Genomic DNA, 23,693 nt, shown 5'->3' with positions numbered 1-23,693 from the left:
GGTTGCGAAAATTTTGTTCGTAAGGTCTACTAACAAACATGTCCGAACCGGATGAACTGCGCACGCCGACGTCGATGGATCACCTCGGCGCGCCGGCGCACGCCTTCGGACCCGTGCGGCGCCTGCGGTCCCGTGCCAAGGTTCTCCCCGAGCACGCGCGCGGGCACAACCGCGCCCTCGTCCTGCAGACGCTGTACCACTCCGGGGCCATGAGTCGCGCCGACCTGTCGCGTGAGACCGGACTGACCAGGGTGACGATCTCCGATCTGGTCGCGGAGTTCATCGCCGACGGCATCGTCGTCGAGATCGGCGTGCGCGAGACGGTGGGGCCCGGCAAGCCGCCGATCCTCGTCGACATCGACCGCGGCGGACATCAGATCATCGGCATCGACCTCTCGGGGCCGACGTACTTCGAGGGCGCCGTGATGAGCCTGGACGGCGACGTCGTCGAGAGACGCACGGTGGCCAGGCCTGATGACATGGACGGCGATGCCGCTTACGCGGCCACGCTGGCCCTCGCCCGCGAGCTGGTCGCGGCATCCACCCGCCCGCTGCTCGGCGTCGGAATCGGCGCACAGGGCATCGTGCGTTCGGACGGCGTCGTGCTCAGCTCGCCCAACCTCGGCTGGCACGGCTTCCCGCTCGAGTCCCGCCTCGGTCTCGACCTGGACCTTCCGGTCATCGTCCGCAACGACGCCAACGCCGCAGTCCTCGCCGAGTACACCTTCGGTGAGGAGCGCAGCGACTTCATGCTCATCAAGATCGGCCGCGGCGTCGGCGCCGGGCTGATCACCGGCAGCCAGCCGCTGCTCGGCAGCCGCTTCGCCGCGGGGGAGATCGGCCACGTCGTGGTCGGCACCGACGGCGGACCGCGCTGCGTCTGCGGCAAGGACGGCTGCCTCGAGGCCTGGGTCAACGTCACCCGCCTCACGGCCGCGATCGAGGAGGATCCGTCCGCCCGCGACGACATCCTCCGCGACGCCGGTGCACGGATGGCCATCGGCATCGCGCCGATCGTCGCAGCCCTCGACCTGTCCGATATCGTGCTCTCCGGACCACCCGAGCTGCTCGGCGACGTCCTCATCGACGCGGCGATCAGCACACTGCGAGCCCGCACCCTGGAGGGGATCTTCGACGATGTCGCCATCCGTCTCACCCATCAAGACGACATCGTGCTGCGCGGTGCCGCGGTGATGGTCCTGTCCGGTCAGCTGGGAGTCTCGTAGATGGCGGCAGGGATCGCCCGGCTGGAAGGCCGGGCCATACGAGTGGGCCTTGATGTCGGCGGAACCAAGACGGATGCCGTCGCCGTCGACGGCTCGGGCGAGATCGTCGGGCGCGTGCGCCGCCCCACCGGCTGGGGCCCGGACGCGGTCGTGCAGGGCATCATCGAGACCACCTTCGCGCTCGCCGACGAGGCCGGCTTCAGCATCTCCGACATCGCCTCCGTCGGGGTCGGCATCCCCGGCATGGTGGACAGCGCCTCCGGCCGCGTGCTGCACGCCGTCAACCTCGGGGTCGAGTCGCTCGACATCGCCGAGCGCGCCCGGCCGGTGATCGACGCGCCGTTCGCCGTGGAGAACGACGTCAAGGCCGCCGCCCTGGGAGCCGCCTCGCTGCGCCCCGGCGACGCCTCCATGGCGTACCTCAACCTCGGCACCGGCGTCGCCGCCGGCGTCATCACCGACGGCCGCATCTGGCGCGGCATGCACGGCAGCGCCGGTGAAGTGGGGCACATCTCGGTCGATCCGCACGGTCGCGTGTGCGGATGCGGCCAGCGCGGCTGCGTCGAGACGCTGTGCGGCGGCGGGGCACTGGCGCGGGCGTGGGGACGCCCGGGCGAGCTGCCCGTGCTCGACATCTTCGACGCAGCAGAGGCCGGTGACCCCGTGGCCGCGGGGCTCCGTGCCGACCTCGCCAGGGGAGCGGCGGCCGCCGTGCGCATCCTGGTGCTCTCGGTCGACGTCGAGACCGTCGTCATCGGCGGCGGGCTGACCGCTCTCGGCGCGCGGCTGGAGGCCGACATCGTGCAGACGCTGCGGGCCGACGCCGAGAACTCCGCGTTCATGCGCTCGCTGCGTCTCGATGAGAGAATCGAACTGCTGCCGACCGGATCACCGGTCGCGGCCCTCGGCGCCGCTCTGCTGGTCGCGGCACCGGTCGAGTGCACCATCCCCGTGAAGGAGACCGCCGCTCATGGCTGAAGTCGTCATCGTCGAGAACGCAGCTGCCGCCGGCGCGCTGGTCGCCCAGGAGATCGTCGAGCTGCTGGACCGCAAGGCCGATGCCGTACTGGGGCTGGCGACCGGCTCCACGCCGCTGGGCGTCTACAAGGCGCTCGCGCAGCGCGTCGAGGGGCGTGACCTGTCGCAGGTGCGCGGCTTCGCACTCGACGAGTACGTCGGACTCGACCCTGCGCACCCCGAGAGCTACCGCTCGGTGATCACCCGCGAGGTCGTCGAGCCGCTCGGACTCGACCCCGCCCGCGTGCACGTGCCGAACGGGTCCGATGAGACGATCCAGCACGCCGGGGCCGATTACGAGGCGGCGATCGAGGCCGCCGGCGGAGTGGACCTGCAGATCCTCGGCATCGGAACCGACGGGCACATCGGCTTCAACGAGCCCGGCTCCTCGTTCGCCTCGCGCACGCGCGTGAAGACGCTCACCGAGCAGACCCGTGAGGACAACGCACGCTTCTTCGACTCGATCGACCAGGTTCCGCGACACTGCATCACGCAGGGACTGGGCACCATCCTGCGCGCCAGGCACCTCGTGCTGCTGGCCTTCGGCGAGGGCAAGGCGCAGGCGATCGCCGACGCCGTCGAGGGCCCGGTGTCGGCCATCCTGCCGGCATCCGCCATCCAGCTGCACGAGCACGCGACCGTCGTCGTCGACGAGGCCGCGGCGTCGAAGCTGAAGCTCGCGGACTACTACCGCTACACCTTCGCGAACAAGCCCGCCTGGCAGGGCATCTGACCCTCGAGGGATTCAGCCCCAGGCGATCGGGAGCAGATGCTCCTCGCTGAGCGGCGCCAGGGGGAGCGAACCCTGCTCGGACTCGGCGATCCAGCGCAGCTCGGCGAGCTCGGCCTGCACGACGACGTCGTCGGGCTCGGCGGTCATGGCGAACGCGGTCGCGACCACGCGGTGACCCGGTTCGTTGGCGGCCTCCGACACGAACGTGCCGAGCGGGCGCAGCTGGTCCTGGAACACGACAAGGCCCAGTTCCTCGCGCAGTTCCCGCACCAGCGTCTCCGCTGCGCTCTCGCCGGCCTCGGGCTTGCCCCCGGGCTGCATGAAGCGCTCTGTGCCGTTCTTGCGCACCAGCAGCGCACGTCCTTCGCTGTCGGTGATGACGGCCGCGCTCACGTGGATGTCAGTCATGGGGAGCGAACACCTTTCCTGGGTTGAGAATGCCCTGCGGGTCGAAGACGCGCACGATCTGCCGCTGCAGCTCCCACTGGTCGTCGCCGAGCTCTTCGGCCAGCCAGCGGCTCTTCAGCGTGCCGATGCCATGCTCGCCGGTCAGCGTGCCGCCCAGGCGCAGCGCGGCGCGGAACAGCTCGCCGGCGGCCTCCCAGATGTGCGGCGGCACCTCGTCGCCGTCGATGATGAAGTTCGGATGCAGGTTCCCGTCGCCGGCGTGCGCGACGGTGGGGATCCGGATGCCGTAGGCCTGCTCGATCCGAGCGATCTCGTCGAACATCGCCGGCATGGCACTGCGCGGCACCGAGACGTCCTCGATGAGCGTGGTGCCCAGGCTCGCCATCGCGGCGTGCATCGACCGGCGGATCGCGAGCAGGCGCTCGCCCTCCTCGGCATCCGCGCTCCACGCGACGTCACCGCCCGCGGCCCGGAGGACGCCGACGATGCGCTCGGCCTCGGCACGGGCGGCGGGGCCGTCGGTGCGGATCGTGAGCTGCGCGGCGCCGGGCACCGGTGCGGGGATCCCGAGCAGGGCGTGCACGGCCTCGAGACTCGCGGCGTCCATCAGCTCCATGATCGCCGGCTGCGCACCGGCCGCAGTCACAGCGGCGGAGGCCGCAGCGGCGTCGCGCACCCCGGGGAACAGTGCGGCGAGCGTGCAGACCTCGCCTTCGACGCGGCGGCGGAGCCGCAGCGTCGCCCCCACGATGACGCCGAGCGTCCCCTCCGAGCCGATCACCAGCGAGGTCAGGTCGAGACCGGTGACGCCCTTCACCGAACGGTGTCCCAGGTGCAGCAGGCGGCCGTCGGCCAGCACCAGGTCGACGGCCAGTACCGCGTCGCGGACCACCCCGTACTTCGCGCACAGCAGCCCGCCGGCACCGGTGGCGATGTTGCCGCCGACGGTCGAGATCTCACGGCTGGCCGGATCCGGCGCCCACCACAGGCCGTACCGATCGAGCTCGGTGTTCAGATCGGCGTTCAGGATGCCCGGCTCGACGACGGCCAGCAGGTCTTCCGGCCGCACCTCGAGGACGCGGGTCATCCGGGCGGTGGAGAGGACGATCTCGCCGCTTCCGGCGTTCGCCGCACCTGCCAGGCCCGTGCCGGCTCCGCGGACGACGACCGGCGTGCCGGTCGCCGTGGCGATACGCAGGGTCTGCTGCACGTGTTCGACGGTCTCGGCGTGCACGACCGCCAGCGGGCGTCCCTGCGCGGCATGTCCCGAACGATCGGAGCGCGCGGCCTCGAGCGCAGCGGGCTCGGTGTCGACGAGCCCGCCCAGCACCTCGCGGAGCCGCTCCAGGGCGGTCATGACAGCGCGCGACGCCCGGAGATCAGTCCTGCGCCCACGGCGACGACGGCGAAGGCGATGCCCGCCCAGCCCTGGCCCATCGCCCACCAGGCGAGGGTGACGGCGACGTAGATCAGCAGTTCGACGACGGCCCGCAGGAACGGATGCAGCCGCAGCACGGGCTTCGGCGAGAGGAACAGCGCCCACACCACCAGCACGATCAGCGGCAGGCCGATGCCGAACACGAGGTTCATGGGCAGAGGCCAGGACACGAAGCCCCAGAGCCCGAGGGAGAACAGGGCGACGATCAGCACGATCGCGCGGACGATCTCGAGCGGGGTGATGTTCGGGCGGTTCACGCCCGGAACGGCGGCGGAGTCCTGCGGCATGTCTCAAGTCTAGTTCGTGGCTCCGGAGCCGAACGGCCGAAGGGGCGAGGACGAGGCCCGGTCACGCGACCGTCCGGACGGGGGTGCGACGCGCTTCGGCGGGTTCAGCCGGCGGGCTCCGAAACGGCGACGACCAGCGCGTCGGGAGCTACGGCGTCCGGGGCGTTCTCCGCGTCCGAGATGGCGGCGTCGGCATCCGCCGGCGTCGCATCCGCCGCCTCTTCTTCGACGGCGGGGGCCGGAGCGGGAAGACGCGCCGGAGCGGGGTCATCGGTCGGCGCGGGGGCCGGTGCCGGGGCCGGCGTCTCCTCGGGAGAGCTGTCGACCTGCTCGTCGGCACCCGACTCGGGGATCGAACCGGTCCAACCCAGCGCGCCGAGCGTCGTGTGCTGCCACTCGCCCGCGGTCTGCCCGACCGTGCTGCGAAGCGCGACATCGGTGCCGGTCGTGAGGTGCCCGGTGGGCAGGACCAGATCGATGGTGCCGGTGCCCGCCCCGTCGAGCACGGTTCGTGCACTCAGACCGGGCGCACCGCCCAGCTGCGCCTCGACGGTCGCACCCGGGGTGCCGCCGACGGGGATGGATGCGTGCACCCGCCCGTTCGCGTCCTCCCAGAACGTCGCCGGTCCCCGGACGAGTCCCTCCGCCGGGGGCTCCGGGTCGGTGCCGGGATCGGTTCCCGGGTCGGTGCCGGGATCGGTTCCCGGGTCGGTGCCGGGGTCGGACGGCTCCGTGGGCGGCGTCGTGGGCTTCGCCGTCTCGGCAGGCGGCGCCGGCTCGAGGAGCGCGGGCGAGTCCGGTGCGGCGTACACATCGGTGTCGGCGTCCGACGCCGGGGGTTCCACCGCGTCCGGCTCATCCGGCTGCTGCTCGTCGTCGATCTCGATCACGACCGGCTGCTTGCCGAGCACCGACTGGTCGGGCGAGACCTCGGACGCGATCGACGACGGGTCGTCATCGCCGGCGGAGGGCTGCGAGGTCGCCGGGGAGGCGTTCATCATTCCGGGGACGACTGCGACGGCGGCTACGACACCCGCCACGAGGAGCGCAGCCGAACCGGCACCGACGAGCGCGCCGATACCGCCGAGCGATCCGCCGGATGCCCCGGAGCCGCCTGCACCCGCGGCCGATCCGCCGGCCTGACCGGATGCGGCCGCACCTGCTCCGGCACTGGCGACGACCGCGCCCTCGACGACACCGGAAGGCATCGCCGCGAGCGCGACGATCGGGGTGCCGCCGCCCTGCAGCGCCGCGAGGTAGCCGCCGGCACCTGCCACGCCCAGCACGAGGGGGAGCAGCACGAGGGCGAGGCGGCTGGAGACGTCCTTCGCCTCGGCTGCGACGATCATGCACCGTGCGCACTCGTCGAGATGCGACTCGAGCCGCTTCCTGTCGCGCACGCCCAGGTTGCCGCGCGAGTACGCGCCGAGATGCTCGATGGTCCACTGGCAGTCCGACCCCGGTTCCGCGCTGCGCAGGTGAGCCTGGATCCACGCCTCGCGCAGTCCCTCGCGGGCGCGGAACGCGAGCTGTGAGACCGCGCCGGCCTTCATACCGAGCAGCGGCGCGATCTCGGCCGGCTTCATCTGCTCGATCTCGGAGTACCAGAGCACCTCCTGCCAGCGCGAGGGAAGGCTGCGGAACGCCTGCGCGGTCAGCCCGCGGTCGAGCGCCTCCTCGGCCGCCTGATCGGTGCTGGACGGGTCGGCGACGGTGTCGAGTTCGTCGATCGCGGTCTCGCGTCGGGAGCGGCCCCACGCGGCGGCGGTGTTGCGGATGCTGGTGAACAGATAGGCGCGGAACGAGCCGTTCGGGCCGCCGCCCTTCAGGATCGCCTGGTAGATGCGGGCGTAGGACTCCTGCACCAGATCGTCGGCGTCGATCGTCGAGGTGATCGAGCGGGCGACCGCCATTCCGGACGGATAGTGCCGACGCCAGAGTTCGCCGAATGCTGCGGCATCACCCGAGCGGGTGCGGAGGACGAGGTCGGCGTCTGCCGTCAGTTCGTCGGTGGTGTCGTCGTGCACAGATCTTTCCAAGGCCGATGGAGCTTCCCGGACCACGGGAGTGGTCTCACAGGAAGAGACGCGTGAACTCCGGAACTGTCACGCGCCTCACCCATTCTCACCCCAACTCCACGATTCGGAAAGCCCCTGTGGACAAGTCGGGGCGACTCCCGGCGACTGCGGATGAACCTCTCGGAAAAGTTTCTGCGAAACCCGCGTAATGAAACGCGTGGACCGCCGTCTCATTCGTAGAGCATGTCGCACGTGCCACCGGGGGGCGGTGCGGACGACAGCCGGTGCAGGGTAACGCGCCGGTCGGCGGGCCCGGGGTCCTCGGGGGAGGAGCTCCCGGGCCCCGCCGGCTCTCAGGTTTTGGGGACCTGACCCGAACAGGGGAAGAGGCCGTGGCTACTGGGGGCGACGGCCTCTTCTGTTCTCGGAATCGGATCAGCGCGCGGGGCGCGCCCCGGTCCAGACGCTGACGACCCGAAGGTCGGCATCCAGAAGAACGGCGTCGCCGAGCATCCCCGGGCGCAGCGAACCGAGTTCCTCGCCGAAGCCGATCGCGGCGGCTGGGGTCTCGGTGAGGGCGCGTACGGCCTCGGACAGAGGCACTCCGGCCGCCACCGCGTTGCGGAGCGCGGCATCCTGCGTCAGCGTCGATCCGGCGATCGAGCCGGAGTCGACCCGCGCGACGCCGTCCCGGACGGTGACGCGCAGCCCGCCCAGCGAGTACTCGCCGTCGACGGAGCCCGCGGCCGCCATGGAGTCGGTGATCAGGGCCACGCGGCCCGGCGCCTCGTCGAAGAGCAGCTTGGTGACGTGCGGGTGCAGGTGGATGTTGTCGACGATCGCCTCCAGCGTCACCCGGTGGTCGGCGGCGGCGGTGAGCACAGGGCCCGGGTCGCGGTGGTGGATCGGACGCATCGCGTTGAAGGCGTGGGTGAGGATCGTCGCACCGGCGTCGAATGCCGCCCGCACGACGTCGTCGTCGGCATCCGTGTGCCCGACAGCGGCGACGGCCCCGCTGGCGACGACGACACGCAACGCCTCGAGCCCACCGGGGATCTCCGGCGCGATCGTCATCTGCCGCACCGTGCCGCGGCCCGCATCGAGCAGCCGCTGCACGTCGTCGGCGGTCGGATCCCGGAGCAGCTCGGGGTCGTGGGCGCCCTTGTGGCCGGGGTCGAGGAACGGCCCCTCCAGGTGGCTGCCCAGGATGTCGGCATCCGTCTCACGCAGGTCGGCGATCTCGGCGACTCGGGCCTCCAGAGCATCCAGGGAGCCGGTCACCAGCGAGACGACCGCCCGGGTGGTGCCGCGCGAGCGGTGCATGTCCCGCGCGGTGCGGATGGCGGCGATGCCGTCGTCGAAAGCCGCACCCGCGCCGCCGTGGCCGTGGATGTCGATGAAACCGGGTGTGAGGATCGCTCCGGGACCCGCAAGCTCGGACACATCGACGACGGTGCCGGCATCGGGCAGGTCCCTGCCGACTCCGAGCTCGGCGACCCGGCCGTTCTCGATGAGCACCCAGGCATCATCCACGATGAAGCCGTCGTTCACCAGACGTGCGGAATGGAGCAGCAGCGAACCCTCCGCCGAGCTGTGCGTCATGCCCATGCGATCTCCTCAGAACGGCTGAACTCGATACCCGAAGCCTCCCATGCGGGGGCGAGGCCCGCGACCCGCGTGCGGAACGAGTCCCAGGTGCGCTCGGCGCCGTCCTTCGGCGACCACGCGGTCTCGGCGTGGGCGGCGATGCGCGGGAACACCAGGGTGTCGCCCGCCGCGATGCTCGTCACCGTCTCGGTCCACAGCGGCGCCTCGATGCCGAGGATCGCTTCCGCAGGCAGGCCGGGCACGACGGCGGTCGGCTCCCACTCGTAGGCGGCGCGCACCGGTACGATGCCGGCCCAGACGAGTCCGAGCGGGAAGTCCGGGGTGGGCTTCATGTCGAGGTAGGCGCGATCGGACGGTGACATGATCAGCGCGCCGCCCCGCTCTACGAAATGCGCGGCTTCTTCGGCATGCGAACCCTTCGGCTCGACGCTGCCCCAGTACTGCCCGATCGTGCCTTCTGCCATGCCGGCGACGGCGCCGGCCTCGTGCCAGGCGATCGGGGTCTTGCCGGTGTCCGCGGCGATGCGGGTGACCCTCTCGAAGAACTGCGCGAAGTCCGCGGCGGGCGTGCCGAGGCACTCGTCTCCGCCGATGTGCAGGTACGGGCCGGGGGTGAGCTCGGCGACCTCGCGCAGAACGTCGGAGATGAAGTCGTAGGTGCGCTCCTCGTGGATGCGCACCGAGGAGTGTCCGACGGCCGCCCCGCGGTAGTACTCGCCGTGGACCGGCAGCGGGATGCCGAGCGCCGCCTGTTCGGCGATCGACTGTTCGCTGAGCCAGGGCTCCTCGACCAGATCGGGGTAGGCGATCCCCACCGCGTGCGTGTGGCCGGGCAGATCGATCTCGGGCACGACGGTGACGTGCCGCTCCGCCGCGTACGCGAGGATCTCGCGGTACTGATCCTTCGTGAAGAAGCCGCCCTCTCCTCCTGTGGTGTCGCTGCCGGCGGCCCGCTCCGTGAGCAGCGGCCAGGAGTCGATCTCGAGGCGCCAGCCCTGGTCGTCGGTCAGGTGAAGGTGCAGGTGGTTGAACTTCAGATCCGCCGCGCGGTCGATGTAGGTCTTGACATCCTCGACGCCGAAGAAGTGCCTTGCCACGTCGAGCATCATGCCGCGGTAGGCGAAGCGCGGAGCGTCCTCGATGCGCACCCGGGGCACGGCCCAGCCGGCATCCGACTCCTGCAGCAGCTGCAGCAACGTGCGGGTGCCGTAGAAGAGGCCGGCCGCGTCGGCACCGGTGATGCGGATGCCGTCGCCGAGCGTGTCGAGGACGTAGCCCTCGGCCGCCCCGGCGGCCGGGTCGACGGACAGCACGATCTCGGCATCCGCTCCCTCGCCGACGATCTGCGAACGGATTCCGGTGCGCGCGACCAGCGCGTCGCGCAGCTGTCCGGCGACGACGGCGTCGCCGGAGATCCGGGCGCCGTCCAGGGGGATCACCCCCTCTTCTCTGCGGACGTCGGCGGGGTGGGGGACGAGCGGCAGGGAATCAGGAAGGGCCATGAACAAAATCTATCCTGATGGCGCGTCGCACGGGAGAGACAGGAAGTCCGGATTCCGAGAAGATTGCGGCAGCCGCCGTGGACGGCCATCGGGTAGGCTCTTCCTCGTCGCGACTGGCGTCTGGGTGGGTCACCACCGGGGAGCGACTTCTCATGGGAATCGACCGCGCGCCTGGGCCGATGCGAATCCATCCCCTTTTCCCGTGAGAAAGCAGGAAACCGCCATGACCGACCGCTTCTTCAACGCACCGCTCTCCGAGGTCGATCCCGAGATCGCGCAGGTGCTCGACCGGGAGCTCGCACGTCAGCAGACCTTCCTCGAGATGATCGCCTCCGAGAACTTCGTGCCGGTCTCGGTGCTGCAGTCGCAGGGCTCGGTGCTGACCAACAAGTACGCCGAGGGCTATCCGGGCCGCCGCTACTACGGGGGCTGCGAAGAGGTCGACGTCGCCGAGGAACTCGCGATCGCCCGCGCCAAGGAGCTGTTCGGCGCCGAGTTCGCCAACGTCCAGCCGCACTCCGGCGCCACCGCGAACGCCGCCGTGCTGCACGCCATCGCCCGGCCCGGCGACACGCTGCTGGGCCTGTCGCTCGACCAGGGCGGCCACCTCACGCACGGCATGAAGATCAACTTCTCGGGCCGTCTGTACGACATCGTCGCCTACGGCGTGAACCCCGAGACCTCGACCATCGACATGGACGAGGTGCGCCGCCTCGCCATCGAGCACAAGCCGAAGGTCATCATCGCCGGCTGGTCGGCCTACCCGCGCACCCTCGACTTCGCCGCGTTCCGCGCGATCGCCGACGAGGTGGGGGCCCTGCTCTGGGTCGACATGGCGCACTTCGCCGGTCTCGTCGCCGCGGGCCTGCACCCGAACCCGGTGCCGCACGCGCACGTCGTCTCGTCGACCGTGCACAAGACCATCGGCGGTCCCCGCTCCGGCTTCATCCTCACCAACGACGCCGAGATCGCGAAGAAGGTCAACTCCGCCGTCTTCCCCGGGCAGCAGGGCGGCCCGCTCATGCACGTCATCGCCGCCAAGGCGACCGCGTTCAAGATCGCCGGCACGCCGGAGTTCAAGGAGCGCCAGGAGCGCGTGCTGCGCGGCGCCGCGATCATCGCGGACCGCCTCTCGCAGCAGGACGTGAAGGATGCCGGCATCGCCGTGCGCTCGGGCGGCACGGACGTGCACCTCGTGCTGGTCGACCTGCGCGACGCCGAGATCGACGGCAAGCAGGCCGAGGACCTGCTGCACGACATCCACATCACCGTGAACCGCAACGCGGTGCCGAACGACCCTCGCCCGCCGATGGTGACGAGCGGCCTCCGGATCGGCACCCCCGCACTGGCGACCCGCGGCTTCGGCGACGCCGAGTTCACCGAGGTCGCCGACGTGATCGCCCTGGCGCTTCAGCCGAACGCCGACGTCGACGCACTGCGCACCCGCGTCGACGCGCTCGCCGCAGCGTTCCCGCTGTACCCCGACCTGCAGCAGTAAGCACCCACGCATCCCGATCGGACGTCCTTCGTCTCGCTGCGCTCGCTCAGGAGCCGCCTTGTACCGGCTCCTGAGCGAGGAGCGAAGCGACGAGACGCAGGACCCCAGGAAGAAGGCACAGACATGACCGCGAGAGTTCTCGACGGCAAGGCCGCTGCGGCGGAGATCAAGGCCGAACTCACCGAACGCGTCGCGGCGCTGCGTGAGCGCGGCGTGGTGCCGGGCATCGCCACCGTGCTCGTGGGGGCCGACCCCGCATCCCAGCTGTACGTCGGGATGAAGCACAAGCAGTCCGAGGCGATCGGGATGAACTCGATCCAGCGCGAGCTGCCGGCGGACGCCACGCAGGAGCAGGTCGAGGCGCTGATCGACGAGCTGAACGCCGATCCGGCGTGCCACGGCTACATCGTGCAGCTGCCGCTGCCGAAGCACCTCGACACCGACGCGATCCTCGAGCGGATCGACCCGGCCAAGGATGCCGACGGTCTGCACCCGACCAACCTCGGCCGGCTCGTGCTCAATGCGAACGCGCCGATCAGCACTCCGCTGCCGTGCACGCCGCGCGGCGTGATCGAGCTGCTGCTGCGCAACGACTACGACCTGAAGGGCAAGCACGTGGTCGTGGTCGGCCGCGGCGTCACGATCGGTCGCCCGATGGGGCTGCTGCTCACCCGTCGTGACATCAACGCCACGGTCACCCAGGTGCACACCGGCACGCCGGACATGTCGCCGTACCTGCGCACGGCCGACGTGATCGTGGCCGGAGCCGGAGTGAAGCATCTCATCAGGGCCGAGGACGTCAAGCCCGGCGCTGCCGTGCTCGATGTGGGCGTCACCCGCGAGACGGACGCCGGGACCGGCAAGAGCAAGGTCTACGGCGATGTGCATCCGGATGTCGCCGAGGTCGCCGGCTGGCTCTCGCCGAACCCGGGTGGCGTGGGGCCGATGACCGTGGCGCTGCTCATGACGAACGTCGTCGAGGCAGCCGAGCGCACCCTCGCCTGACGCCCTCGTCACGCTCGCCGAGACCCCCGCTGTCGCCGAAACCCCGCCTGATTCACGCAAATCAGGCGGGGTTTCGGCACTGAGGCGGGGTTTCGGTGGAGTGGCAGGTTTCGACGCTCAGCAAGTGGTGGGGCCGGGCAGTTCACTCCTGCGGGCAGGTCACCGCGGGGTTGTGCATGGCGAACACCCCGTGCGGGTTGGCGCGCCACAGCCAGGCATGCAGTGCGTAGAACGGCGGCAGCCCATACGGGTTCGTCTCGTCGAACGCCATGAACTTCTGACCGAACAGCATCGGCACCTGATTGTGCTCCGTGTTCCAGGCCTCCTGGAAGACGAGGTACTCCACGCCGACGAGCTCGCGGGAGCCGTCGTCTTGAGGCTCGTAGATGAGCGCCTCGGGGTGCAGTGCATCGATCATCCCGTCACCGACATCGCCCGGCTCGACGTAGTGCTCCCCCATCGCTCCCATGCCTTCGGGATCGATGATGCACGTCTCGCCGGAGAGCTTCGGGACGGGGCCCGCCGGGTAGTCGGACAGACGGGCGGCGCCGTCGAAGTCGGCGTACACCGCGAGCGCGTCCCGGACCGGATCCAGCTGCTTCTCGTGCGGCTTGCCAGCTGCGAGGGCGGGACTGGCCGCCGTGCCGCCGAGCATCAGCACCAGCGCCATGGCCACGGCCGCGCGAGTCGCTCGCCCGGCCATCTCAACTGCCCTCCTGCACGGGGTGGATGCGCGTCGCCACCAGACCGTGCGCCTCTCGGTGCACGCTGGTGGCGAGCTCAGCGCTGGGCGCTTCGACGAGGCAGAAGATCCGACCGCCCTCCTCGTCGACCCAGTAGCGCCGGTACGACACCCCGTACTGGCCCTGCGTCTGCAGATCGGCGGCGTGCGCCTGGGCGACGTCGGCCGCGGTGACCGGACCGTCCAGCTCGTGGATATCCATGAACAGAGGCATGGCCCTCTCCTTCCGTTCCGCTCGCGGCCCGGGTGGCCGCGACACTCCGACGGTAGGTCTCACTGCGCCGGCTCCGGATCGGCGGAACCGCCCATTTTCCGCCGCCCGGACGCCTATATTGCCGGTGCAAGGGCGGCGGCCGCGGTGGTGACGGCGGCGGTGCGGCTGGAGACGCCGAGCTTTCCGAGCACCGCCGACACGTGGTGGTCGACGGTCCTCGGCGAGATGACGAGAGCGGCGGCGATCTCGGCGTTGCTGTGTCCCTGCTGCAGCAGCGTCAGCACCTCGGCCTCGCGGACCGTCAGACCCAGCGGATGCCGACGCGTCGCCGCCCGCGGGGAAGCGGGAGCGGAAGCGCCCTGCGCGCGCAGATCGCGGCGGATGCGCTCGGCGGCGGGATGCGCACCGAGACGCTCGAGACGGCCGATCGCGTCGCGCATCCCGGTCTCATCCGTGTCGGCGAAGGCGAGAGCGGCGTCGTACTGCGCGCCGTGTTCGTCCAGCTCGCAGGCGAGCCGGCGGGGATCGGGGAGGGCGCCGGCGCGGTAGGGGATACCCAGGCGCCGCGCCCACGTCTGATAGGTGATGCGATCGACGTCGTCGAGCTCGGTCTCCAGCGCCACCGCATCCGGCAGCGCACGGCGGGCCTCGTCGTCGTCACCGCGCAGCCAGGCGGCCTCGGCGCGCAGCAGGGCGACGCGTGCGGCGGTGCACCACATGCCGTCCATGGCGCCGACGTCGGCGAGGGCGGCCAGCTTCTCCGGAGCGTCGTCGTCGCCGCGGCGGATCGCGATCGCGGCGAGGCAGTCCAGTGCGATGCTGAGGTTGTCCGCACTGCCGCCCTCGCCCAGGATGCGCTCCGCGACCGCCGACGCCTCGGCCCAGCTGCCTTGCTCGGTGAGGTTCGTCGCCTGCACTCCTCGCAGGCACCGCGTGTAGGCGAAGTCGTCGTGCTCCTCGCAGAACGCCAGCCCCTCGCGCGCCCACCGTTCGGACGCGGCGTAGTCGCGCCGTGCGCTGAGGATCGACGCGGTGTTCGCGTACGCGCGGGCGGCCTGGACGTGCGTCCCTTCGGCGATGGCCACCGACAGCGCCCGCCGCATGGGCTCGGCCCAGGCGTCGCCGGGGGACTGCGCGCGGATGCACGCCTGCGTGTTCAGTGCGGAGCTCTGCACGGCCGGCAGGGCGAACCGCCGGGCCAGCTCGATCGCCGCCATGGCCGCCGCGTCGCCCGCCACGGGATCGAGGTACATGTTCTGCGCGGCGACGGTCTCCCAGGCATACGCCAGTTCAGGCGACGGACCGAGCGTCGACAGCACCTCGACGGCGCGCGCCGCCGCCGGCCGGCCGGCCGCGCCGGGGAGCGCCCGGGAGAGGCGTCGCAGCGCGTCGCCCTGACGGCGGGCGTCGCCCAGCCGTTCCCACGCGTCCGCGGCGGATCGCAGCAGGGCGGCCCCTTCGTCCTTGCGATCGAGAACAAGGTACTCGTCGGCCAGGAGCGAGTCCAGCTCGATGCGCAGCGGCTCGTCGGCGTCCGTCGCGAAGCGCCGGGCGCGCTCGTACTGCGTCGCGGCCTCGCGGTGGGCGGCCAGCACGGATGCCCGGGCGCCGGCCGCCCGCGCGTGACGCAGCACGGCCTCGGCATCCTGCGCACCTTCGGCGTGATGGGCGAGCCGCACGTCGTCGGTGCAGCTGAGAGCGCGCAGCGCGGTCAGCAGACGACGGTGCAGGAGCACCCGTCGATGTGCGGGGATCTCGTGCTCGATCGCCCGGCGCGTCAGTTCGTGTCGGAACCGCACGCTCGCGCGGTCCGAGAGCACGATTCCCGCGTCGATCATCGCATCGACCGCACCTGCCGGGGTGCCGAGGCGGCCGAGCAACGCGGGGTCGATGACCGTGCCCGCGAGCGAGGCGACCTCGGCGGCGGCCCGGACGGCATCGTCCAGCTCGGCCAGCCGCGCCAGCACGGAGTCCCGCACCGACGGCGGGATCTCGTCGGCGGGGCAGCTGAGCAGTTCTGTGATCAGGTAAGGATTGCCGCCGGTCAGGCGATGCACCTCGCCAGCGTCGACGTGGGCGCGCACGCCGTCCAGGTCGCTGATGATCATCGATATCGCGTGCTCCGACAGCCCCGGCAGGACGATGCGGCGCAGGCCGGGCAGATGCGCGAGATCTCCCAGCGCCCGGCGGAGGGCGCCGCCCGGGCCGATGGCGTCGTCGCGATAGGTCACCACCAACGCGACTGGCAGCCCGGTCAGCCGGCGTCCGAGGAATCGCAGCAGATCCAGCGTCGCCGCGTCCGCCCACTGCAGGTCCTCGATCACGAGCACCGTGGATGCGGCCTGCGTCAGCTCGTCCAGAAGCACCCGGAACAGAGCCTCCCGCTCATCGCCGCGCGACACGGCATCGGCGAGCGCCCCGGGCGCGGCCTCGGCGAGATCGAAGAGCGGGCCGAGCGGACGCGGAGTGGACAGTCCGTCGCAGGCGGCCCGCAGGATGCGCTCGGCGGGGGTGGTGCGCAGGAACTCGTCGACCAGGGCGGTCTTGCCGGCCCCGGCCTCGCCGGGCACGAGGATGACGCAGCCGTGCCCGTCGCGGGCATCGGCCGCGTACTCCGCCAGCGAGCAGAGGGCCGCCTCGCGCTCCATCAGCGCCATGTACTGATTGTGCGCGCACGGCCTGCCTCGCGCCAGCGGTTCCGTCGGAGGCGCCCCGTGGTCTCGGCAAGACCCCCCGCAGTCGCCGAAACCCCGCCTGATTCACGAAAATCAGACGGGGTTTCGGCGCTGTGACGGGGGTTCGGCGCTGTGGCGGGGGTTCGGCGGCCGCGCTGGGCGGCCGGATGCCGCGGGTCAGAGCTCGTCGAGCATCCGGCGCTGTTCGGGGGTGAGGCCGTCGGCCGGCTCGTCGCGGGCGGCCGTCGTCGCCGCGGAGTCGGATGCCGGCGACGTGCGCGCCGACGGCGCCGACGGCTTCCTGCCGGTGATCTTCGCCGAGGTCGCGTCGTAGACCTGGCCGGCCTTCGCCCGCAGCCGGTCGTCGAAGCGGTCGTAGATCACCCAGCCGATCAGGAGCACCACCGGGGGCAGCACCCAGCCCCAGAAGAACCCGCTCACGGAGACGCCGCTGAGCAGCACGGTGGCGGCCCAGATGATCAGCTCGACGAGGAAGACGATCGCGTACTGCACGATCTTCTCGCCGAAGCCGGACCGTTCGTGTGCGGACTTCGCCGCCGACGAACGGAACCTCTTCAGCAGCCACGGCTTCAGCGCGAGGGCGGCGGCGGTGAGGATGACCGACGCCCAGAGCGCGTTCCAGCCGACGTACACCGAGGGCAGCACCAGCCCGAGCACGAGCAGGACGACGACGTTGAAGACGTAAAGCGCCGCGAAGCGGACGATGGCGTTACGCATCCGTCCAGCTTCGCACACCGGGGAGGTCGGAGCGCGGGTCAGGTCGTGGCGAGCGAGCTCTCGATGCCGGCGATCCGCGCGCGCTCATCGAAGCGGAAAGTCGCCGAGCCCGTGGCATCCGTCACGACGGCGCCGGTGAACGCGTCGTCGGTCCACTGCAGGTTCCACGCCGCGAGCCGCGCGAGGTCCCACACCGACGTGCGCGGGTCGGTCAGTTCGGCGGATGCCAGGATGCGCGGGAGCGCGACGACCGCGTCCGCGACCGTGAGCGGGCCGAGCACCCCGTCGAGCACGAAGACGGCGCGGGTGCCGCCACCGGCATCCGCGGCGAAGTAGGGCGCGCGACCGGTCAGCTCGCCCGCGGTGCCGCCCACGACGTGCGCGGCGTCGATCACCCAGGCATCGAGGTCGGCGATGCCATCGGGGAACGGCGTCTCGCCCTCCGCGAGCGCGGGCAGACCGTACTGCGAGCCGTAGTCGCGCAGTTTCACGGCCACGCCGTCCGGCGTGCCCATCGGGTGCGCCCACCCCCACAGCACCGACCGGGCCTCGGGCGAGACCGAGGCGATCAGGTGCGCGGTCGCGGTGATCCGGCGCGAGGGGTCGGCGGCCGAGGTGAAGGTGATGGTCCCTGTGTCCAGGTCGGCGTCCCAGCGGTGCTCGCCGAGCGCGTCGACGGCCATGACGAACTGATCCTGGCGGAGGGCGGAGAACAGGGCCGCCCGTGCGGCGAGCGGGCGGAGCGCATCGAAGGTCATGAACTCAGTGTGCGCCAGATCTCTATGAATCGGCCACGGCGATCGCACCCTCCGGGCGCCCCATCCGCCACACGCTCGGCACGGCGAGGGCCGACAGGGCGATCACGGCGTAGAGGATGCCGGAGGTGACGAGCACCGTCGCCGGATCGGCGCGCGTGATCAGCCACCCGTAGACCAGGGTGCCGATCGGCATCACGACGAAGCTGCCGAGCATGTCGTAGCTGGACACTCGGGACAGCATGTCTCCGGGGATGTTCTCCATCATCGCGAGGCTCCAGCCCGTGCTGAAGATCTCGCCGCCGGCGCCGGCGAGGAACGCCGCGATCGCGAGCAGCACCACCGCAGGATGCACACCGAGCACGGTGAGCGGGATCGCGAAGACCGCCATGCCGATCATGCCGAGCCGCAGCGGCCGGCGCAGCGGGAAGCGCATCAGGATCAGCGTCATCAGCAGCACCCCCACGCCCTCGGCGCTGACCACCCAGCCCCAGCCGGAGATGCCGAGGCGGTCATCGTTCTTCGCGATGTAGGGGCCGACGACGCCCCAGGCGCCGACGTGGATCGCGTTCATGATCATGAACGCCAGCACGATGGTCCACAACCAGGAGCGGCTCCAGAACTCGGTCCACCCGGTGCGCAGATCGGCGAACAGTGAGAACTCGCCCGAACCCGCGGGCGGCGGCAGCTTCACCATCGCGAGGATGGGGATGGCGGCGAGCCAGCCCAGCACCTGCACCACCATCGCCCATGCCGGTCCCACGGTGGACACCAGAACGCCCGCGATCACCGGACCGCCGATCGTCACCGCCGATCGCACGAACGACAGCATCGCGTTCGCCTGCTGCAGATGCGCCGGAGTCGTCAGCTGCGGGATGATGCCCTGCATCGCCGGCAGCACGAAGGCGGTCGATGCCCCGTTGAGCGCCGCCAGCCCGACCATCGCGGGGATGCTCGCCGTGCCGGTGAACAACAGTACCGCGACGGTGCCGATCGACAGGATGTCGAGCACGTAGCAGGCCTGGATCACCAGGGCGCGCGGAAGGCGGTCGGCGACCACGCCGCCGAACAGCACGAACACGATGTTCGAGACCGTGAAGGCGGCCAGCACGAAGGAGAGGCTCTCCGGGTGGTTGTCGATGTCGAGCACGGCGAAGGCCAGGGCGATCGACGACATCGAGCCCGTGATCAGCGTGATCGCCCGTGCGAGGAAGAACCAGCGGAAGTTGCGGTCGCCGAGAGCCGCGAGGCCGCGGCTCATCGGGAGGTTCTCAGGAAGCGCATCCGTCGATTCTGGCACGGCGGATGCGCGGATCCCCAGCTGTCAGTACGACGCGCGCTGTGCGGAGTCGGATGCCGGGATGAAGCGCGTCGCGAGGGCCTCGGACGCCCGGGCCAGGAGGGCGACGTCGGCGCCGACCGCGATGAAGTCGGTGCCGTGCGCGATGTACTCCTCGGCCGCGACCGGGTCGAAGGCGTTCACGCCGACCGGCTTGCCGGCATCCTTCACCGCGGCGAACGCCCTGGCGACCGCCGCGAGCACATCCGGGTGCGTCTGCTCGCCGAGGTGGCCCATCGAGGCCGCCAGGTCGCTGGGCCCGACGAACACGGCATCCACGCCGTCGACGGCGGCGATCTCCGCCGCGGCATCCACGCCGGCGGCGGTCTCGATCTGCACGATCAGCGTGGTGTGCTCGGCGGCGTCCTGAAGGTAGCCGTCGACGCGGTTCCAGCGGGCGCTGCGCGCCAGCGCGCTGCCCACGCCGCGCACTCCGGCCGGCGGGTACCGCACGGCGCGCACCGCCGCACGCGCCTCCTCCGCGGAGGAGACCATGGGCACGATGAGGTTCTGCGCGCCGAGGTCGAGGATCTGCTTGATCATGACCGTGTCGTTGAAGGGTGCGCGGACGATCGGCGTGATCGGGTAGGCGGCGGAGACCTGCAGCTGCACCAGCACCGATTCCAGCGTGTTCGCGGAGTGCTCCATGTCGATGAGCAGCCAGTCCAGACCGGACCCCGCGGCGACCTCCGTCACCAGAGGGGAACCAGAGCACGCCCACATGCCGACGAGTGCTCGGTCGCTCTCGGCGAGCCGGGCGCGGAAGGTGGGGGCGAGCTGCAGTGCCATTGATGCTCCTCGATCGTCATTGAGGGGATGGGCCGGAAGCGGCACCACACACCTATAGGGTAGAGGCGTCCGCGGGAGCCTGTCAGAGGCTGAGAGGGCCACGTGCCGACCGCTGAACCTGATACGGGTCATGCCGTCGTAGGAAAGGGCACGCAATGCGCACCGCTGTGATCGGCGCGGGGATCATCGGGCTGGCGACCGCCACCGAACTGGACCGCCGTGGCCACGATGTCGTCGCCATCGACCCCGAGCCCGCGAACGGCGCCAGTCGTGCCGCCGCAGGGATGCTGGCGGCGGCCGCCGAGGCTGCCTGGGGGCAGGACGACCTGCTGCCGCTGGCGCGCGCCTCCGCCGCGCTGTACCCCGCATTCGTCGCCACTCTGGAGACGGCCGGCGGGCGCGACGTGGGGTACCGCATGAGCGGCACGCTCGCGGTCGGAGCGGACGCCGCGGATCGTGCCGCCCTCTTCGAACTCGGCGAGCTGCAGAGCGCGCACGGTGTGCCGGTGCAGCGCCTGACCGGCAGCGCCGCGCGCGACCTCGAGCCCGCGCTCGGGCCCGCGGTGACCTCTGCCGTGCTCGCGGCCGAGGACCACAGCATCGATCCGCGCCGGGTCACGGCCGCGCTGCGTGAGATCCTCGGCGAGCGTCTCCGCGAGGAGCGCGTCTGCCACGTCGTCCGCAGGGATGGCCGCGTCACCGGCATCCGGCTCACGACGGGGGAGGAGATCGACGCCGACGTGGTGATCGCGGCCGCCGGGCTCGGCATCGCCGGCATCGACGGACTGCCCGCGCTGCCGTTGCGGCCGGTGTGGGGAGACATCCTCCGGCTACGCGTGCCCGTGGCTCTGCGTCCGCTGCTCACCCGCACGGTGCGCGCGCAGGTGCGCGGGCGCCCGGTCTATGTCGTCCCGCGCGACGACGGCACCGTCGTGCTCGGCGCCTCCGTGCGCGAGGGCGGTGTGGCAGGCGTGCAGGCCGGCTCGGTGCTCGCTCTGCTGCGCGACGCGGAGACGGTGCTGCCCGGGATCTCCGAGTGCGAGATCGTCGAGATGCTCGCCCGTCCGCGCCCGGCGACACCCGATGCCCTGCCGCTGCTGGGCACCGTCGAGCCGGGACTCGTGATCTCCACCGGCTACGACCGGCACGGTGTGCTGCTCGCGCCGCTCGCCGCGCGCCTCGGCGCCGACCTCGCCGAGGGGCTGCCGATCGATCCAGTGACCGCCGCGGCCGTCGACCCCCTGCGCTTCTCGTCGGATGTCCGCACCCGCAGAGCCTTCGCAGACCTCACCCCTCCCGCGGTCGCCGAACTCGCCGGTGCCGGACAGAAAGGCCGATGATGACCGAAACCATCCGCGTGAACGGTGACGCGATCGACGCGCGTCCTGAGGACACTCTTCTCGACCTCGTCGTCCGCCTCACCGGACACGCCCTGCACCACGACGGCTCGCGCGTCGACGGAGGCCGCCTCGGCGTCGCCGTCGCGGTGGGTGGTGCCGTCGTTCCCCGCAGCCGCTGGTCCGCGCACCAGGTCGCCGCAGGCGACGAGATCGAGATCGTCACCGCCGTCCAGGGCGGCTGAGAAGGAGCATCCGTGAGCACCATCGCACAGACCATCGCCGACCCGTTCCTCGTCGCGGGGGAGCCGTTCTCCTCCCGGCTGATCATGGGCACCGGCGGCGCGACCAGCCTCGCCCTGCTCGAGGACGCCCTCGTCGCCTCCGGCACCGAACTCACCACCGTCGCGATCCGCCGGTTCTCGCCGGAGGGCCGCGATTCGGTGTTCGCGCTGCTGGACCGCCTCGGCATCCGCGCCCTGCCGAACACGGCGGGGTGTTACACGGCGCGCGATGCCGTGCTCACTGCGCGGCTGGCCAGGGAGGCACTGGAGACCGATTGGGTCAAGCTCGAGGTGATCGCCGACGAGGAGACCCTGCTGCCGGACCCGATCGAGCTGTTCCGCGCCACCGAGCAGCTCGTGGCGGACGGCTTCCACGTGTTCGCCTACACGAACGACGACCCCGCGCTGGCCCGCAGGCTGGAAGACGCCGGTGCGGCCGCCGTGATGCCCGCCGGATCGCCGATCGGCAGCGGTCTGGGCATCCTCAACCCGCACAACATCGAGACGATCGTGCAGCGGGCGTCGGTGCCGGTCGTGCTCGACGCCGGCGTCGGCACCGCATCGGATGCCGCGCTCGCGATGGAACTCGGGGTGGATGCGGTCCTGCTGGCCAGCGCTGTCACCCGCGCCCACGATCCGGCGGTCATGGCGCGGGCGATGCGGGGCGCGGTGGAGGCGGGCAGGCTCGCGCGGGGCGCGGGACGGATTCCCCGGCGGCCGCTCGCCCTGGCATCCTCGGCGACGGACGGACTGATCGCCGCCCGTCCCTCGGAGGCCGACCTGTGAGCATCCCTCCGCTCGTCGACCCAGGGCCGCCGCCGCTGCCCGCCGGCCGCGCCGCGCGCTTCGCACGGCACCTGACGCTGCCGGGCGTGGGGGAGCAGGGGCAGCGCCGGATCGCGGCCGCGCGGGTGCTGGTGATCGGGGCGGGCGGGCTCGGCGCGCCGATCCTGCAGTACCTCGTCGCCGCCGGGGTCGGCCGGATCACCGTGATCGACGACGACCGGGTCGAGCGCAGCAACCTGCAGCGCCAGGTACTGCACGGAGAGGCGGACCTCGGCCGGCCGAAGGCGGAGTCTGTGCGGGATGCCGCCGCGCGGCTCGATCCCGACGTCGACGTGACCGCGGTGGTCGGGCGCCTTCACCCCGGCAACGCGCTCGAACTGTTCGCCGCGCACGATCTGGTGCTGGACGGCAGCGACAACTTCGCGACCCGGTACCTGGTGAACGACGCAGCCGAGTTGACCGGGACGCCCGTGGTGTGGGGAGGCATCCATCGTTTCAGCGGACAGCTCAGCGTCTTCCTGCCCGGCCGCGGCCCGATGCTGCGCGACCTGTTCCCCGACGTGCCCGACGCCGACGCGATCGAGTCCTGCGCGGTCGGCGGAGTGTTCGGAGCGCTCTGCGGGGTCGTCGGATCGGCCATGGCCGTCGAGGCGCTCAAGCTCATCTGCGGTATCGGCGAGCCGCTCGTCGGACGCCTGGCCCGCTACGACGCGCTGGCCGCCGGGTGGGACGAGCTGCGCTTCGCCGCCGACCCCGACCGGCCCGCGGTCATGAGCCTCGAGGAGATCGCCGTGCTGTGCGAGGTGCCGATGGGGCGGCCGGACGACATCTCCGCCGATGAGGTCGTCGCGCGGCTGGGCGGATCGGGGCTGACGGTCATCGACGTGCGGACGGACGCCGAGCGTGCGGCATCCGCGATCCCCGGCTCCGCGCATGTGCCGCTGCCCGAGATTCTGGATCGCGGATGGCCGGCCGTGTCCGCGGCACTCGGCGACACCGGCGGGGACATCGTGCTGGTGTGCCAGGCCGGGCTGCGCTCCGCACGCGCGATCGATGCGCTCGCCGCGTCGGCGCCGGCGGATGCCGCGCTGCGCAACCTGGCCGGCGGTATGGAGGCCTGGGCAGCGGCGAGCCAGGGGCGGTGACGGCCCGACAGATGGCGGACGTTTCTGCGGATGGCGGACGTCTGGTCGGCGTGTCTGCCGCCCGGCGCAGATTCGTCCGCCAGGTGCAAGGGCCAGGTGCAACGGCCAGGTGCAGGGGGGGGGGGGGGGGGGGGGGGGGGGGGGGGGGG

At 71.5% G+C, this 23,693-nt stretch carries 22 protein-coding genes and 2 riboswitches; of the genes, 9 read left to right on the top strand and 13 right to left on the bottom strand.

Features of this window, described 5'->3' with window-relative positions; all coding sequences use genetic code 11:
* The first annotated feature begins 38 nt into the window (after nt 1-38).
* From DY023_RS10450 to nagB, 3 genes are read left to right on the top strand one after another with little or no spacing between them, the layout of a single operon-like run.
* A complete protein-coding gene (locus tag DY023_RS10450; protein ID WP_116242281.1) occupies nt 39-1,226 on the top strand; it encodes an ROK family transcriptional regulator in 1,188 nt (395 codons plus the stop codon).
* Nucleotides 1,227-2,204 (top strand): ROK family protein, encoded by a 978-nt coding sequence (locus DY023_RS10445; RefSeq protein WP_245958663.1) that lies wholly within the window; start codon nt 1,227-1,229, stop codon nt 2,202-2,204. It abuts the gene before it with no gap.
* Nucleotides 2,197-2,976 (top strand): glucosamine-6-phosphate deaminase, encoded by a 780-nt coding sequence (gene nagB / locus DY023_RS10440; RefSeq protein ID WP_116242280.1) that lies wholly within the window; start codon nt 2,197-2,199, stop codon nt 2,974-2,976. The genes DY023_RS10445 and nagB overlap by 8 nt, the downstream gene beginning before the upstream one ends.
* A 12-nt stretch (nt 2,977-2,988) precedes the next feature.
* Here the strand turns inward: nagB and DY023_RS10435 are convergent, their stop codons facing one another.
* The 6 genes from DY023_RS10435 to DY023_RS10410 form a co-directional block, all read right to left on the bottom strand.
* Nucleotides 2,989-3,384, bottom strand: a complete 396-nt coding sequence (locus DY023_RS10435; RefSeq protein ID WP_116242279.1) for an NUDIX hydrolase — start codon at nt 3,382-3,384, stop codon at nt 2,989-2,991.
* A complete protein-coding gene (locus tag DY023_RS10430) occupies nt 3,377-4,741 on the bottom strand; it encodes an FAD-binding oxidoreductase (protein WP_116242278.1) in 1,365 nt (454 codons plus the stop codon). The genes DY023_RS10435 and DY023_RS10430 overlap by 8 nt, the downstream gene beginning before the upstream one ends.
* Entirely contained in the window at nt 4,738-5,109 is a 372-nt protein-coding gene (locus DY023_RS10425) for a YrdB family protein (RefSeq protein WP_116242277.1), read from the bottom strand. Before DY023_RS10425 ends, DY023_RS10430 begins: the two co-directional genes overlap by 4 nt.
* 104 nt (nt 5,110-5,213) lie before the next feature.
* Nucleotides 5,214-7,136 carry a sigma-70 family RNA polymerase sigma factor gene (locus tag DY023_RS10420; protein ID WP_116242276.1) on the bottom strand — a complete coding sequence of 641 codons (1,923 nt, stop codon included), beginning with the start codon at nt 7,134-7,136 and terminating at the stop codon, nt 5,214-5,216.
* A 426-nt stretch (nt 7,137-7,562) separates the two neighbouring features.
* Nucleotides 7,563-8,735 (bottom strand): N-acetylglucosamine-6-phosphate deacetylase, encoded by a 1,173-nt coding sequence (nagA, locus tag DY023_RS10415; RefSeq protein WP_245958662.1) that lies wholly within the window; start codon nt 8,733-8,735, stop codon nt 7,563-7,565.
* On the bottom strand, nt 8,726-10,237 hold the full coding sequence (locus DY023_RS10410) for a beta-N-acetylhexosaminidase (RefSeq protein WP_116242275.1): 1,512 nt from the start codon (nt 10,235-10,237) through the stop codon (nt 8,726-8,728). Before DY023_RS10410 ends, nagA begins: the two co-directional genes overlap by 10 nt.
* A 99-nt stretch (nt 10,238-10,336) precedes the next feature.
* Nucleotides 10,337-10,421: riboswitch (ZMP/ZTP riboswitch) on the top strand.
* 39 nt (nt 10,422-10,460) lie between these two features.
* On the opposite strand from DY023_RS10410, the gene glyA reads away from it, so the two are divergent.
* Nucleotides 10,461-11,735 carry a serine hydroxymethyltransferase gene (gene glyA / locus DY023_RS10405; protein ID WP_116242274.1) on the top strand — a complete coding sequence of 425 codons (1,275 nt, stop codon included), beginning with the start codon at nt 10,461-10,463 and terminating at the stop codon, nt 11,733-11,735.
* Nucleotides 11,736-11,858: 123 nt separating this feature from the next.
* Entirely contained in the window at nt 11,859-12,740 is an 882-nt protein-coding gene (locus tag DY023_RS10400; RefSeq protein ID WP_116242273.1) for a bifunctional methylenetetrahydrofolate dehydrogenase/methenyltetrahydrofolate cyclohydrolase, read from the top strand.
* 142 nt (nt 12,741-12,882) lie between these two features.
* Here DY023_RS10400 and DY023_RS10395 read toward each other — a convergent pair whose 3' ends face one another.
* The 7 genes from DY023_RS10395 to DY023_RS10365 form a co-directional block, all read right to left on the bottom strand.
* On the bottom strand, nt 12,883-13,443 hold the full coding sequence (locus DY023_RS10395) for a hypothetical protein (protein ID WP_116242272.1): 561 nt from the start codon (nt 13,441-13,443) through the stop codon (nt 12,883-12,885).
* 1 nt (nt 13,444) lies between these two features.
* On the bottom strand, nt 13,445-13,696 hold the full coding sequence (locus DY023_RS10390; RefSeq protein ID WP_147303287.1) for a DUF4242 domain-containing protein: 252 nt from the start codon (nt 13,694-13,696) through the stop codon (nt 13,445-13,447).
* A 113-nt stretch (nt 13,697-13,809) separates the two neighbouring features.
* Nucleotides 13,810-16,353 carry an ATP-binding protein gene (locus tag DY023_RS10385; protein WP_116242271.1) on the bottom strand — a complete coding sequence of 848 codons (2,544 nt, stop codon included), beginning with the start codon at nt 16,351-16,353 and terminating at the stop codon, nt 13,810-13,812.
* 195 nt (nt 16,354-16,548) lie between these two features.
* Nucleotides 16,549-17,109: a hypothetical protein gene (locus DY023_RS10380; RefSeq protein ID WP_116242270.1), complete on the bottom strand. Its 561-nt coding sequence runs from the start codon at nt 17,107-17,109 to the stop codon at nt 16,549-16,551.
* A gap of 38 nt (nt 17,110-17,147) precedes the next feature.
* Nucleotides 17,148-17,867, bottom strand: coding sequence for a DUF6882 domain-containing protein (locus tag DY023_RS10375; RefSeq protein ID WP_116242269.1), 720 nt, complete (start codon nt 17,865-17,867; stop codon nt 17,148-17,150).
* A 22-nt stretch (nt 17,868-17,889) separates the two neighbouring features.
* Nucleotides 17,890-19,125 (bottom strand): MFS transporter, encoded by a 1,236-nt coding sequence (locus tag DY023_RS10370; protein ID WP_116242268.1) that lies wholly within the window; start codon nt 19,123-19,125, stop codon nt 17,890-17,892.
* Between the two features lie 63 nt (nt 19,126-19,188).
* A complete protein-coding gene (locus DY023_RS10365) occupies nt 19,189-19,992 on the bottom strand; it encodes an HpcH/HpaI aldolase family protein (RefSeq protein ID WP_116242267.1) in 804 nt (267 codons plus the stop codon).
* 61 nt (nt 19,993-20,053) lie between these two features.
* A riboswitch (TPP riboswitch) is annotated at nt 20,054-20,155 on the top strand.
* Between DY023_RS10365 and thiO the strand changes: the two genes are divergently transcribed.
* From thiO to DY023_RS10345, 4 genes are all read left to right on the top strand, one after another.
* Complete coding sequence (gene thiO / locus DY023_RS10360; RefSeq protein ID WP_116242266.1) at nt 20,148-21,332, top strand: glycine oxidase ThiO; 1,185 nt, start codon at nt 20,148-20,150, stop codon at nt 21,330-21,332. Its footprint overlaps the riboswitch before it by 8 nt.
* Complete coding sequence (gene thiS, locus DY023_RS10355) at nt 21,329-21,574, top strand: sulfur carrier protein ThiS (protein WP_116242265.1); 246 nt, start codon at nt 21,329-21,331, stop codon at nt 21,572-21,574. The genes thiO and thiS overlap by 4 nt, the downstream gene beginning before the upstream one ends.
* 21 nt (nt 21,575-21,595) lie before the next feature.
* Complete coding sequence (locus DY023_RS10350; RefSeq protein WP_281271924.1) at nt 21,596-22,399, top strand: thiazole synthase; 804 nt, start codon at nt 21,596-21,598, stop codon at nt 22,397-22,399.
* The gene (locus DY023_RS10345) at nt 22,396-23,544 is read left to right on the top strand and encodes a ThiF family adenylyltransferase (RefSeq protein WP_220347281.1); all 1,149 of its coding nucleotides are present in this window, start codon (nt 22,396-22,398) and stop codon (nt 23,542-23,544) included. Before DY023_RS10350 ends, DY023_RS10345 begins: the two co-directional genes overlap by 4 nt.
* Nucleotides 23,545-23,693 lie beyond the last annotated feature (149 nt).

The sequence above is a fragment of the Microbacterium bovistercoris genome, from assembly GCF_003387575.1.
In the GTDB taxonomy this organism is placed as follows: Bacteria; Actinomycetota; Actinomycetes; order Actinomycetales; family Microbacteriaceae; genus Microbacterium; species Microbacterium bovistercoris.
The sequence above is the reverse complement of the archived record's forward strand: the minus strand, read 5'-3'. Positions and strand labels throughout refer to the sequence as shown.

Excerpts from the sequence above, each read along its gene's own strand:
- nagA (WP_245958662.1), bottom strand. The coding sequence starts at position 8,735 with ATGGGCATGACGCACAGCTCGGCGGAGGGTTCGCTGCTGCTCCATTCC.
- thiO (WP_116242266.1), top strand. The coding sequence starts at position 20,148 with ATGCGCACCGCTGTGATCGGCGCGGGGATCATCGGGCTGGCGACCGCC.
- DY023_RS10395 (WP_116242272.1), bottom strand. The coding sequence starts at position 13,443 with ATGGCCGGGCGAGCGACTCGCGCGGCCGTGGCCATGGCGCTGGTGCTG.
- DY023_RS10365 (WP_116242267.1), bottom strand. The coding sequence starts at position 19,992 with ATGGCACTGCAGCTCGCCCCCACCTTCCGCGCCCGGCTCGCCGAGAGC.
- glyA (WP_116242274.1), top strand. The coding sequence starts at position 10,461 with ATGACCGACCGCTTCTTCAACGCACCGCTCTCCGAGGTCGATCCCGAG.
- DY023_RS10450 (WP_116242281.1), top strand. The coding sequence starts at position 39 with ATGTCCGAACCGGATGAACTGCGCACGCCGACGTCGATGGATCACCTC.
- DY023_RS10410 (WP_116242275.1), bottom strand. The coding sequence starts at position 10,237 with ATGGCCCTTCCTGATTCCCTGCCGCTCGTCCCCCACCCCGCCGACGTC.
- nagB (WP_116242280.1), top strand. The coding sequence starts at position 2,197 with ATGGCTGAAGTCGTCATCGTCGAGAACGCAGCTGCCGCCGGCGCGCTG.
- DY023_RS10380 (WP_116242270.1), bottom strand. The coding sequence starts at position 17,109 with ATGCGTAACGCCATCGTCCGCTTCGCGGCGCTTTACGTCTTCAACGTC.
- DY023_RS10385 (WP_116242271.1), bottom strand. The coding sequence starts at position 16,353 with ATGGCGCTGATGGAGCGCGAGGCGGCCCTCTGCTCGCTGGCGGAGTAC.
- DY023_RS10435 (WP_116242279.1), bottom strand. The coding sequence starts at position 3,384 with ATGACTGACATCCACGTGAGCGCGGCCGTCATCACCGACAGCGAAGGA.
- DY023_RS10400 (WP_116242273.1), top strand. The coding sequence starts at position 11,859 with ATGACCGCGAGAGTTCTCGACGGCAAGGCCGCTGCGGCGGAGATCAAG.
- DY023_RS10425 (WP_116242277.1), bottom strand. The coding sequence starts at position 5,109 with ATGCCGCAGGACTCCGCCGCCGTTCCGGGCGTGAACCGCCCGAACATC.
- thiS (WP_116242265.1), top strand. The coding sequence starts at position 21,329 with ATGATGACCGAAACCATCCGCGTGAACGGTGACGCGATCGACGCGCGT.
- DY023_RS10370 (WP_116242268.1), bottom strand. The coding sequence starts at position 19,125 with ATGAGCCGCGGCCTCGCGGCTCTCGGCGACCGCAACTTCCGCTGGTTC.
- DY023_RS10375 (WP_116242269.1), bottom strand. The coding sequence starts at position 17,867 with ATGACCTTCGATGCGCTCCGCCCGCTCGCCGCACGGGCGGCCCTGTTC.
- DY023_RS10390 (WP_147303287.1), bottom strand. The coding sequence starts at position 13,696 with ATGCCTCTGTTCATGGATATCCACGAGCTGGACGGTCCGGTCACCGCG.
- DY023_RS10430 (WP_116242278.1), bottom strand. The coding sequence starts at position 4,741 with ATGACCGCCCTGGAGCGGCTCCGCGAGGTGCTGGGCGGGCTCGTCGAC.
- DY023_RS10445 (WP_245958663.1), top strand. The coding sequence starts at position 1,227 with ATGGCGGCAGGGATCGCCCGGCTGGAAGGCCGGGCCATACGAGTGGGC.